The following is a 12,645-nucleotide window of genomic DNA, read 5'->3' on the forward strand; positions in this document are numbered from 1 at the left end:
GGTTCATTGGTTGCGCCTAGCAATGGGATTGGCGCTATTTGATCATAAATTAGCTAAAAGTGCGATCCCGCCCTGGGGTAGTAGCGGCCCTGTTGTGTTTTTCATGCATGGTGCGGTTGAAAATGGCAAAATTTTTTATACTGAAAGCAATAAAGGGCTAGCGCCTTTTTTAGCTGAACACGGCTATCGCTGTTTTGTTGGTGATCTTCGTGGGCGAGGAGAGAGCATACCTAAAATCGACGCTGAAGCGGATTATGGTCAAACTGAATCAATCTTGCACGAAATCCCTAAAATGCTGAATTTTATCGAACGATATACCGGATCTAGAGCACAATATTGGATTGCGCATTCTTGGGGAGGTGTATTGATGAATTGTGTTTTTGCACGCTTTCCTGAAGAAATCCAACATGTTAATGCATGTGTTTATTTTGGTTCTAAGCGTAGTTTACATAACAATCACCCGAGCAAATTATTGAAGGCAAACCTAATATGGTTTAACGTTGCGCACTATTATTCGAAAAAGCATGGCTATTTACCCGCGAAAAGACTTGGTTGGGGGAGTGATGATGAGTCTTTAAAATCTCATGCTCAAAGCGCTGACTGGGCACGGAAGCGCCCATGGATTGACTCCGACGACGGTTTTAATTATGCCGCAGTATTACAAGACATGACGTTACCTCCAATCTTGCACATTGCGGGTGTTAAAGATAAAGCACTGGCACAACCTGTCGATATTCAAGCATTTATTCGTGAATCGGGAAAGGGGATACAAGAACTCAGAATTTATGGAAAAAAGCACGGCCATCGGCACAATTATGGGCACATAGACATGTAAACCCATAAACATGCACGTGATGATCAGTTTAAAGATTTGCTGGCGTGGTTTGATCGCTTTGCGGTTGAGCAATCATCTTCTCGATAAACGCTTCATAGCGCTGCCACTTTTCTAGTGGCTGCGTGCTGATTGGCTTTCTGACCTGCGCCTTACTTAGAGTATGTACCGGCTTTTTAGATTTGTGAAACTCCAAGCATTCTGGCTCGTATTTTTGATATAAAAAGCTTAAGCATTGTTTAATAGTCTTTTCAGGCTCTGCAATAAGTTGTTCGTAACTGAGCGTAAAAATATCTCTTTTCATAAATTGATTAAAATGTGACATCAAGTCGCTTTGCGCTTGCGCATACAAGGCAAATTCACTTAAGGAGCAAAAGTAGGGCTCGCTTTCGGCGAAATGATTACTATAGACAGACCAGGCTGTAGCATTGAGGTTACGAGTTAAATGAATAATTCGTGCTTCAGGGAAAAGTTTGTGGATTAACCCAAGATTTTGGAAATTAGCTGGAAGTTTATTGATCACCACTTCTTCCGGCACTCGATGCCGCTTTATCTCGTCGACATAGAGTATACGGCAATGATCTAACATAGAGTTACTTAGTTGGTCTAAACAAGCAGGGAACTCTGCATTATTGCGTTTACTGAGGTAAGGGACAATTTTATCGCTGATCACGGTATTCTCGCCTAGTGTACCAACATGTGAATGTTGCACTAGCATTTGCTCTAGGAGAGTCGAGCCAGTTCTTGGCAAACCAACAATAAAAACAGGCGTAAATGTTGTCTTAACCCTATCACTAGGTTTATCAAAAAACGCTTTGCCACAATGCAGCTTGATTGATTCAAAAAATGGCAGCATGTCTACAGTACGAAACTCGCTCATCAGCAGCTGTGTATCATTCGCTAAAGCATAGTTATCTTGAGCTGCATTAAAATTACCTAATTGTTCATGACACTTAGCAAGCGCATAGTGAACCACAGTTTTTAGTCTCGGTGCTTCAAACTCATTTTCCAACTTTTCTAAAATCGCTAAGTATGCAGGTAATTCTTTGGCTGAGGACATCTGTACCAGTTCGTACAGCATAAATGCAGTCACTGTACTATGAGGACAATCTAACCCCGCTTTAAAGACATTTTTAGCTTGTTCAATAAAGCCATAGTCCAAATAGAATTGACCGAGTTGGTAATGGGCTTGGGCATTATGTTTTGCCACGCTTAAGGTGTATTCAAGTACGGTTTTTGCGTCAACCGGTGAACCTACGGCTAAAAACGCATCGGCCAATGCGAAGAGTGGCTCAAGCATTTTTGGTAAATGTTCGCATGCTCTTTTTAAATAGTAGATTGCGTTATCGTACTGCTCTAAACGCATGCAAATGCGGCCTAAACCAAATAGAGCAGGACCGTTGTTAGGTGACTGTTTAAGTACCGACTTGTACATAAACTCTGCTTCTCTAAGCTTGTTTTCGGCTAATAATTCGTTGGCTCGCTTTAATAACAACATGTTTGTATTCAAAATTAACTGCTTTGCTATATAGGATAAAAATAAAAAGGCGAAATAGCTAATGCTAGTTCGCCTTTGTTTCTGGGTTACAGTAAAAGTTAGAACGTATAGGTTGCTTTCACATAGTAGAAACCACCATTAATACCATATGGTGAAGTTTCATAGTATTTGCCACCCCAGTTGTTATTTGGGATACCTGTAGCGTCAAAGAAGTCTAGTTCTTCTGCATCTTGGTCAAAGATATTATTTGCACCAACAGACAGACTGATTGAATCTGTTGCAAAGTAGGTAAGCTCTGCATCAAATGTGATTGTCGCATCCGCTGTTTTTGCTGTTGCATCATAATCGACGTGAACGCCTTGGTATTCGCCAAAGTAGTTCATACGAACAAAGCCTGAGAAGTTATCCCATTGCTGAGCCCAAGTTAATGTGCCTCTGTGCTTCGGTAAGTCGTTTTCTAAACGAGATACCTTGAAGTCACCTGTGATAGCAGAGAAGCGGTCTACTTCAGTTTCATTCCAGTTGTATGCTGCACTGAATGTGGCATAGCCACCCAGCATATCCATAGAATAGTTACCAACTAAGTCGATACCTTGAGTCGTGGTATCGAAGTCGTTAGTGAAGAAGCTCACCTGCGCCAAGTTATCAACGTTAGGAACACCCGCCGCTTTAAGGGCTGCTTTGTCAGCATCACTTAAAACGATTTTTTCAGACTGGCTTAGACGGTCAGTTACTTCAATGTTGTAGTAATCTAGCGTAATAAATAAGTCGCCAGAGCGATATACCGCACCTAGTGTATAACTTTCTGACTCTTCAGGAGTCAATTCAGTACCACCAAGCTGCTCTGAAACAGGGTTTGTTGGTGGTAATAGTGCTGAATCTACCAATACACCACTGCTTAAGTTTGTCTGTACGTTAGACACGTTAGCTTGACCTACCGTTGGCGCGCGGAAACCGGTACTGATTGAACCACGAACCGAGAAGTCTTCGGTAACATGATATTGACCGGTGATCTTAAAGTTTGTAGTCGAACCAAATGAATCGTAATCTTCGTAACGAAGTGCCCACCCCATCATAAAGTCTTCAGTAAATGGTGTTTCAATATCTACATAAGCGGCATAGTTACGACGAGTGTATTCTCCTGCTGCAGAAGGTTTAAATCCAGGGAAACCATTTGAACCTATCCCAAAGCCTTGCTCAGTCAGCGGTCCTGCAATAAATGATGCTTCGTCACCTGAAAGTACTTCGAATGTTTCTTCATGCCACTCAAGACCTGCTGCAACGTTTACATCGTAAGCTAGGTCAAAATCATAGCCTTTCGACACATCGAAATTAAAATTCTTTTCCAGTTGGATGTATTTACCAGGGCTGAAGTCCATCGGTGTATCAGCGCCAAGAGAGGCATTCACAGTATTAGTGATGAAATAACGTGATTCGTTACGGCCCACCGAGCCACTCAAATCCCAAAAACCGCCTTCAAGGAAACCATCTTTAAATTCCCCTTCAACACCAATAGTTAGAGAGGTATCAGTGATGTTACCACCAAAGTTTGGAGTAAAGCCGCCTGGTAAAATTTCATTAAAGGCAAAACAGTTTCTACCTAACTCTGTATCAGCCGCAATTAATTGATATGCCGGGATATTCGCTACATTTTTATCCGTTAGATTAACGACTGGACACTCAATGCCAACACCTACGCCATCTAGATCGCCTACGAGTAAGGTTTCGCCACCATCGTTAGAATAAACACCTGGACGGGTTTGAGGGTTTCGATAATAGAATCCGCCTTTAACGTCTCGCTCAGAGTAGTTACCAAACATATAGAATCGAGCATTGTCAGTGACGTCTACACCAATGTTACCAAAGATACTGATATCGTCTTTGATTTCTGGTGCACCCCAAATTTGTGCTGGGTCACCAACGCCTTCAACTCCGGCGCCAATGTATGCTGCTGCATCAGGACGTTGAACACTGCGGCTAGTCGCGTCCGCTTCTTTGTACTGAAAGCTTAAGTTAGCAAATCCATCATCCGTAAATGGCAGACCTACGTTACCTTCAATCACCGTCGTATCGCCGTCACCTTCGTAGTATTCGCCTTGACGAATAGAGAAAGAACCCCCTTCGCTCGCGTCTTTAAGTACAAAGTTCATTACACCTGCGATTGCATCTGAACCGTACTGTGCTGCTGCACCATCACGAAGTACTTCAACTTGTTTTAGTGCAATACTCGGGATCACTGAAATATCAGGGCCCTGTGCACCGTCGTTAATACCACCACCTAAAAAGGCAATCACCGATGAACGGTGGCGACGCTTACCGTTTAACAAAATCAGCGTACTATCCGCAGGCAATCCGCGTAAGTTAGCTGGCCTTACTAACGTTGCTGCATCACTGATTGGATTCGCGTGTACGTTCAAAGACGGTACCGATCCTTTCAGTAACTCGAGCATGTCAGAACCTGCCGCCTTTGACATATCTTCTGCACCGATGATGTCGATAGGTACCGGTGACTCGCCCACAGAGCGAGGCGCCGCTCGAGAACCTACAACGGCGATTTTTTCGACTTTTTCATCTGCTTTAGCTTTTGTTTGATTGGCTTCTTCAGCCATTACGGTAGTGGTAAGAAGTGAAGTAGTTGCTGCTGAAGCTAGCGCGAAGCGAATTGCACGGCGCAGCGTGTTACTTTTTAGTTTCATCCTGTTTCCCCAGTTGATTGTTGTTGTCATACCAATAAAAAAGGTCATTTATAATATTTTTACCTTTAATACACATATAATTTAATTTGCTATGTGTTGGCAAGCGCTTTTTTAAAATTAGCAGTGATTTCTGAAACTGCAACTTTCTTAATAACTTTTTGTTTAGGCTAAGAAGAATTACAAAATTTGCATGATAAGTTATTGTTGAAAATGAAATTTTGAGCACTTTAACTGCTTTTCTAGATAAACACCCAGCAGCTTAAAATTTGTTGTTACAAAATTTGGCTAGTTTACTGAAATTTCATTATTCAGTTTTTGTAGATTAATTAAACAGTGTTGGATGCTAGTCTTTGTGTGGGTGATTATTGTACAGTTTTGTGTGGTAATTGGGGTTGATTTTGTACTAGTCCATTGTTTTGCACACTTTACGTATAACTTTGCTCGCTAGAATAGGTAATTTGTACCAATGGCTAATAGCTAAAGTGCTAAAAATTTTGATAGACTCTGGACAACACTATCTTTGAGTTTATTAATGAAACTGATCAAAGTTGTCCATAAAGCACCGATGCGCGTTGCTCGGATCAGTAAACGCAGACAGCAAATAAGATTGCGCAGAGCAATGATTGCGCTCAAATGCGCACTAGAACAAGAGAAACAAGAAACTAAAGAAATGCTTGAGATATACAAGCGATATACTTTGGGGCGAGCGCATAAGGCTGAGCTAAAAACAGCAAACGCTCAACTAGTGGATATTCTCAAAGGGTTAGGACTGGGTGTGTTTGCAGTTTTACCTTTTGCCCCCATTACCATTCCGATAATCGTAAAGGTTGGTCAATTAGTGGGCGTGGATGTTTTGCCTAGCTCATTCAATTTGAAAAAAAAGCCAATAAAAACCAAGGAACAGTGAATTTTCTTTTTAGCCTTGGTAATCTAAGTACGAATATAATAAATTTGAGGCCTACATGAACAACCTACTCGTTCACTCTGCTATGGGTACACCCATTTCTATCTTCTCCGCTGCAGAATTAGCGTCATGGCAAGCGCAGCAGTCAAGTACGACGCAGCTTTTCGTAAAAACCGCACAACTTCAATCGCAAAAAAATATTCTTATTCCGAATGCTGATTCTGGAGAAGTTGAGCGAGTTATTGTTATTGCTGAAGACGATGATTTTTGGCTATTGGGCGATCTTGCAAAGCAATTACCAAAAGGCACTTATTTTATTGATATCGCTTCAGAGCAAGTTGAAAGCCACGCTATTGCGTTTTTACTGGGGGCGTATCAATTTTCTGCTTATAAAGAATTGCCAGCGATTGTCGCAAAGCTTGCTATCGAAGATGCGAAGGTATATGCCAAAGTAAAAGCGGCTGTCGAGTCTATTAATCTTGCAAGAGATCTGGTAAACACACCGGCTGCCGATATGATGCCTCAGCACATGGCTGAAGTAATGGAAGAGCTTGCCGAGCAATACGGAGCATCATTTGAACAAATCATAGGTGATGAGTTGTTAGAGCAAAACTACCCAACGATTCACATGGTGGGCCGTGCGAGTGATAATGCTCCGCGTTTGCTTGATTTACGTTGGGGTGACGAAAACCACGCAAAACTTACTTTAGTTGGTAAAGGCGTATGTTTTGACTCTGGTGGTCTGGACTTAAAGCCAGCGTCTGGCATGCGTAATATGAAAAAAGACATGGGCGGAGCGGCTCATGTTATCGCGTTGGCTAATATGATTATGGCGGCTAAGCTGCCTGTTAGATTACGCGTACTTATCCCTGCGGTAGAAAATGCGGTGTCTCGCAATGCCTTTAGGCCAGGTGATGTGATCAAAACACGTAAAGGTATTACGGTTGAAATTGACAATACCGATGCCGAAGGACGCTTGGTTTTATGTGACGCATTGGCTGAAGCGCAAACAGAAGCGCCGGAGCTATTGATAGATTTTGCAACCTTGACTGGTGCGTGTCGCATTGCCCTTGGCACTGAACTTCCTGGTTTTTATTCTACAGATCAAGCGATTGCTTCTGAGCTAATGGAAATTGGTCTGGGTAATGCGGATCCTATCTGGCAACTACCTTTGTTTGATCAATATAAGGCGCTGTTCAAGAGCGATATCGCAGATATTGCTAACTGTGGTTCGACACCGTTTGGTGGCTCAATAACAGCGGCACTGTATCTAAAAGAATTTGTTGAGCCAGCTACGACACCTTGGCTACATTTTGATGTGATGGCTTGGAACGTAAGAGCATTACCGGGTAGACCTGTTGGTGGTGAAGCATTGGGTCTTAGAACTATGTTTAGTTATCTTGAGAAAAAGTTTAGCTAATCGCAGAGTTTGAAATCTACAAAAAGCCCAGCTATGTCAGCTGGGCTTTTTGTTTATCTAACAACATGATTTCACGGTAATTATACCAATTCACTTAGTTACGAGGTCTATTTTGAGGCAAGAAAATCTTGTCGATAGCCCGGAAAAAGTTTTGCTATTTAATTGTTTTAAAAGATAAATCTTTAACACAGCTAGCGTCAGATTTTATCCCTCAAATTGAGCAAGTATCAAGTCAAATTGGTATTAGTTTGGGATTAGTTTTACTGCTTTTCAGGAATGTTTTCTAAGATCCCTTTCATTTGCTGCCAATATAGACCAACGCTTGAAATTTCTACTTTTTCCTCAGGAGAATGTGGAAATTTGATGGTTGGACCAAAAGAAATCATATCCATATTCGGGTAAGGTTCTTTGAACAAACCACATTCAAGACCAGCATGAATAACCATAATATGTGGCTTTTCACCGTAGATTGACTCATACATATCACGGAAAATAGCTAATACTTCTGAGCTTGGATCAGGTTTCCAGCCTGGATAAGCACCACTGAATTCAATGTCAGCTTTTGTCAGCTCAGCCAGTGAACGCAACATACCCTCGACATCACTGCGACCAGAATCAATTAATGAACGGATCAAACATAGGACTTCTAAACTGTTATCTGTAGTAGAAATTACACCCATATTAAGTGAGGTTTCAACAACACCAGGTATATCGTCGCTCATGCGTACAACACCATTAGGGCAAGCATTGAGAAGCGCTAATACTTTACTTTTAGAAGCTTGGCTCATTGGCAATGTGGTGCTTGTTGAAGTGCTGAGTGCAAATGTGATCCCGGTTTCTATGGCACATAACTCTTGCTTAATGATGGTTTCATAAGTTTCAATCAGCGTTTGGAACTCGCTTATTTTCGCTTCATTAAAACTAATGACTGCGTATGCTTCGCGCGGAATTGCATTGCGCAGGGAGCCGCCTCTGATCTCGATAAGTCTTAGGTCAAAGTCTGCGATATGATGCTTTAAGAATCTTGCGAGCAATTTATTGGCGTTGGCGCGACCTGTGTGAATGTCGACACCAGAATGTCCGCCGCGTAAGCCTTTTAGAGACAGCTCAAAGATTTTATGGTGTTTAGGTAACGCTTCTCGCGAGAGTTGTAGAGTTAAGGATGCATCTACACCACCTGCGCAACCCATGTAGATCTCGCCTTCTTGCTCTGAATCGGTGTTAAGTAGGATTTCACCGTCTAACCAGCCAGATTGCAAACCAAACGCGCCGCTCATACCTGCTTCTTCATCAATGGTTAGTAATACTTCAAGTGGACCGTGCTTGATATCGTCAGCGTCTAAAACGGCTAAACATGAGGCCATGCCGATACCATTGTCTGCACCTAGCGTCGTGCCAGTTGCAGTTACCCAGCCATTATCAACATATGGCTTGATTGGATCAGTAACGAAGTCGTGTGCTGTATCATCATTTTTTTGTGGCACCATATCAATGTGCGCTTGCAATACAACGGGCTTACGATTTTCCATGCCACTTGTCGCAGGTTTTTTGATGAACACATTACCAGTTTCATCACGACGTACGTCTAAATTTTTGCTTTTAGCCCAGTCAACAATAAAGCTTGCTAGTGCTTCTTCGTGTTTTGAAGGATGGGGAATGGCACAAATTTGGTCAAAAAACTTCCAAATTGCTTGTGGTTCTAATTGACTGATCTCAGTATGCGCTTTGAGCACAGTAGACTCCTTGGATGAGCGATAATAATATTGCAATATTACCACCCACCCAAGGGCAAAATCGAGCAATTAACCCTAAGTTTCAGTAACTAGAGAGAATAGGTTACTTATTGAGCTTGACTTGCGGCCACTGCTGGTGCAATCAATTCAAGGCCTGTTTTATCGCAATCAGGTAAACGTGCATCCGACACTGCAATTGGGGTCGTTCTTTCTCCCCATTTCAAATAGCTGGCAGCCCAGGTTAATCCTGCGCCAAATGCCGCCGACATAATATTAGCGTGTGGCTTAATAAGACCATTTTCGACAGCTTCACACAGTGCAATTGCAATTGTTGCAGCTGAGGTATTACCATACTTGTCGATATTAACCATGACTTTATCATCTGCAATTTCCAAGCGATTTTGGATAGCTTGAATGATACGAAGATTAGCTTGATGCGGGATAAGTACATCGATGTCTTCTAGTGATAGCTGTGCTTGGTTGAGTACATCATCACATGCTTCACTCATACCTTTTACAGCACGCTTAAAGATTTCACGTCCCTCAAAAGAGAGGTCAGAAGGTCCGGTGCTTGCACAGCGGTCCATATCAGTACCATAGTTTGGAATGTGTAATATACTTCTATCTGTGCTATCACAGCCAGTTTTGGTGCCTAATAACCCGGTTGGTTCGTCACTTGCTTCAAGCACGACAGCACCAGCACCGTCGCCAAATAATACTGCGCTGTCACGCTTTGCCCAGTTTACATACCAAGTCATACGCTCAGCTGCAACAACTACGGCTCTTTTAATCATACCGGCTTGGATCTGTGCGGTAGCATTTTGTAATGCATACAAAAAGCCTGAACAGGCTGCATTGGTATCACATGCTGCAGCACCAACAGCGCCAATATTTTTTTGTACTAAAGAAGCTGTATTTGCCACCATAGTTGACGGTGTACAGGTGGCAAGTAGCACAAGATCGATATCTTTACCTTCAAGCCCTGCACATGCCAAAGCGTGTTGACTGGCCACTGTTGCAAGCTCTGCAGTGCTAACATGGCTAACGCGTCTGGATTTGATACCTGTTCTCGTACTTATCCATTCATCATTTGTGTCAACGATAGTACTAATTTCATCATTACTGATGCTAGCTGGTGGAATACACTTTCCCCAGCCCGTAATTTTTGCATAAACCATAGTGTCTCTTAATCTAATCCGACCAGTTGGCCAATTTTTTATTTATACCAAATCCTTCACAGTATTGCCATAAAAGCGAAGCAGAGGTTCGTATTAACGCGATATAACTGACCTCGATCACACCTATTTTTGTTAGATTAGGTATAATTCTTTTATCTTAGCTTAGCTTCTTACATTTTCATGAAAATTGCGTTTTCTCCGAACTCTGCATTGGGCCAACTTTTGCTGTTGCGGTCAGTGGCAATCGCTATCCAAATTGTGATGCTAGCGATAGCGGCTGTCGTTTTTGGTAAACAATTTGATTTTGTTTCGGTAGTTGCAGTGGTAGCTGCGGAGTCGGTATTTCAGCTGTTAAGTATATACGCCTACCGTAACACAAAAGAAGCAGCGCCTATTGGTATGACAATGCAATTGTTGGCGGATATTTTGTTTCTTACTATTTTGTTGGACCTGACCGGCGGAGCAACCAATGCTTTCGTGTCCTTGTTGGTACTGCCAACGGTTATTGCAGCAGTAACGATTCCAACTATCAATATGTTGATGGTGTCGGCTGGGGCGATTGGCGCTTATCTTTATCTTTATATAAAAATGTCTCATGAACATGTCCACCACATGGACATGAGCACCCACTTGCTCGGGATGTTAGTAAACTTTACTTTCACTATCATAGTCGTTGTTACCGTCGTAAGCATATTGGTAAAGCAAAATCGAAAAAAAGAAAGGGCAATTGCTATGCTACGAGAGCAGCAACTTCAGCAAGAGCAATTAATTGCACTAGGTAGTGCGGCTGCACAAGCTACCCATCAACTCGCCACGCCAATCGCACATTTGGCGCTATTACACGAAGAGCTGGAGGAGTCGTATCCAAAAGAGGCATGTGTTCAAGAAATGTCAGAACCGCTTGGGAAATGTAAGGAGCAGCTTAATGTCTTTAGAGAATTTACTGATTATTTAAAGTCAGCGTCTAAACAAATGATAACTGTAGAGCGTCTTGCAGAGCAGTTAAAAGAATTAACGAATTTACAATTTCCACAGCAGCATTTTAGATTCGATATCACGAATGTTCAGGGGGCACTGTGCGATGATCCTATGTTGATGCCTTCGATTTTAAATCTGATTAGTAACGGTGTGCGAGCAAATGAGCAAGCAAAACAGACTGACATCGATGTGACATTTACCTCAGAGTCGACTGAACATGTGATCACCATACTTGATAGAGGTGAGGGAATTGCAGAAGAAAGGCTAGCGCAGTTAGGGCACAATGTAGTGAATAGTGAATTAGGGCTTGGCATGGCTGTACTGCTGAGTCATGCGACAATTGAACGGCTTGGTGGGCATCTGCTGATTGAAAGCGACCTTACTTATGGCACCAAATGTACAGTTAAACTACCAAGGGTGAGTGATGAAGTTACTGCTTGTTGAAGATGATATGCCTTATGCGCAGACATTAATAAGGCGCCTGGAAAAACAAGGTTTTAGTGTTGAACATGTTACTTCCATTGAAGAAATGCAGGTGGCTTGTAAACAAGAGGTTTTCGGCTACATATTATTGGATATGAAACTTGGCGAGGCCAACTCAATAAACTTCATAACACAAATCAAGCAGCTCAATGCAAATGCTCGCATTGTATTATTAACGGGTTATGCCAGCATTGCGACTGCGGTTGAGGCGATAAAATTGGGCGCTGACGACTACTTAACTAAACCTGCAAGTACCAGCTTGATAGTACAAACGCTATTGGGAGAGAAAGGCCAAGAAATTGTGGAAGAAGTCATGTCTCCAGAACGACTAGAGTGGGAACATATTCAGCAAGTTTTAAAGGCAAATGAAGGTAATATCTCTGAAACCGCGCGGCAACTTAACATGCACAGAAGAACGCTGCAGAGGAAATTACAAAAGAAACCTGTTTATAAGTAGGTTTTCACTTATACTCATTATTAAATAAAATGAAATATGCTGAGTTAGTCGATGATACTCTCATTTGAAGCATTAAACCTTTGGGCAATTATTCTCGCCGCTTTGTCTTCCTTTATGTTAGGTGGTATTTGGTATTCGCCTATGCTGTTTCAAAAATCCTGGATGGAGGGGTGTGGATTGACAGAGCTTGACCTACAAACGAGCGATCCCAAGATGACTTTTGGCGTCGCATTTTTGTTGTCTTTGTTATCCGCTGTGTTTATGGCTGTAATGCTTGATCTATCGCTCTCTTTGCTAGCGGCTACCGGAGTTGGGCTTGGTGTGGGGATCTTTTTCGTCGCCTGTTCACTAGGAATAAGCTATATATTTGAGCAGCGCCCGATGAAACTGTTTTTAGTCAACGGTGGCTATCATGTGTTACAGTTTACGCTCATTGCATTTGTACTCAGGATTATGAGTTAATTCG

9 protein-coding genes and 1 pseudogene are annotated in these 12,645 nt (G+C 42.2%); 6 read left to right on the top strand and 4 right to left on the bottom strand.

Annotation, left to right across the window (positions count from 1 at the left end; translation table 11 throughout):
- Positions 1-76 precede the first annotated feature (76 nt).
- Positions 77-922: pseudogene (locus NO992_RS22130) on the top strand (alpha/beta fold hydrolase); the annotation flags it as partial.
- Here NO992_RS22130 and NO992_RS22135 read toward each other — a convergent pair.
- Both NO992_RS22135 and NO992_RS22140 read right to left on the bottom strand, forming a co-directional pair.
- Positions 864-2,330 (bottom strand): tetratricopeptide repeat-containing sulfotransferase family protein, encoded by a 1,467-nt coding sequence (locus NO992_RS22135; RefSeq protein WP_253106941.1) that lies wholly within the window; start codon positions 2,328-2,330, stop codon positions 864-866. The pseudogene NO992_RS22130 and the gene NO992_RS22135 overlap by 59 nt on opposite strands.
- A gap of 98 nt (positions 2,331-2,428) precedes the next feature.
- Positions 2,429-5,026: a TonB-dependent siderophore receptor gene (locus NO992_RS22140; RefSeq protein ID WP_017216591.1), complete on the bottom strand. Its 2,598-nt coding sequence runs from the start codon at positions 5,024-5,026 to the stop codon at positions 2,429-2,431.
- Positions 5,027-5,558: 532 nt separating this feature from the next.
- Between NO992_RS22140 and NO992_RS22145 the strand changes: the two genes are divergently transcribed.
- On the top strand, positions 5,559-5,933 hold the full coding sequence (locus NO992_RS22145; RefSeq protein WP_371380512.1) for a hypothetical protein: 375 nt from the start codon (positions 5,559-5,561) through the stop codon (positions 5,931-5,933).
- A gap of 55 nt (positions 5,934-5,988) precedes the next feature.
- A complete protein-coding gene (locus NO992_RS22150) occupies positions 5,989-7,350 on the top strand; it encodes a M17 family metallopeptidase (RefSeq protein ID WP_371380514.1) in 1,362 nt (453 codons plus the stop codon).
- Positions 7,351-7,610: 260 nt separating this feature from the next.
- Here the strand turns inward: NO992_RS22150 and NO992_RS22155 are convergent, their stop codons facing one another.
- Positions 7,611-9,083: an aminoacyl-histidine dipeptidase gene (locus NO992_RS22155; RefSeq protein ID WP_371380516.1), complete on the bottom strand. Its 1,473-nt coding sequence runs from the start codon at positions 9,081-9,083 to the stop codon at positions 7,611-7,613.
- A gap of 107 nt (positions 9,084-9,190) precedes the next feature.
- A complete protein-coding gene (locus NO992_RS22160; RefSeq protein WP_017216594.1) occupies positions 9,191-10,261 on the bottom strand; it encodes a ketoacyl-ACP synthase III in 1,071 nt (356 codons plus the stop codon).
- 180 nt (positions 10,262-10,441) lie between these two features.
- Between NO992_RS22160 and NO992_RS22165 the strand changes: the two genes are divergently transcribed.
- Genes NO992_RS22165 through NO992_RS22175 form a run of 3 tightly spaced genes read left to right on the top strand, consistent with a single transcriptional unit; the run spans position 10,442 to position 12,641 of the window.
- Positions 10,442-11,683, top strand: a complete 1,242-nt coding sequence (locus NO992_RS22165; RefSeq protein WP_371380519.1) for an ATP-binding protein — start codon at positions 10,442-10,444, stop codon at positions 11,681-11,683.
- Entirely contained in the window at positions 11,664-12,179 is a 516-nt protein-coding gene (locus NO992_RS22170) for a response regulator transcription factor (RefSeq protein WP_045965239.1), read from the top strand. The genes NO992_RS22165 and NO992_RS22170 overlap by 20 nt, the downstream gene beginning before the upstream one ends.
- A 51-nt stretch (positions 12,180-12,230) precedes the next feature.
- On the top strand, positions 12,231-12,641 hold the full coding sequence (locus NO992_RS22175; protein ID WP_371380521.1) for a DUF1761 domain-containing protein: 411 nt from the start codon (positions 12,231-12,233) through the stop codon (positions 12,639-12,641).
- Positions 12,642-12,645 lie beyond the last annotated feature (4 nt).

Source organism: Pseudoalteromonas sp. DY56-GL79 (assembly GCF_041414765.1).
Taxonomy (GTDB): Bacteria; Pseudomonadota; Gammaproteobacteria; order Enterobacterales; family Alteromonadaceae; genus Pseudoalteromonas; species Pseudoalteromonas piscicida.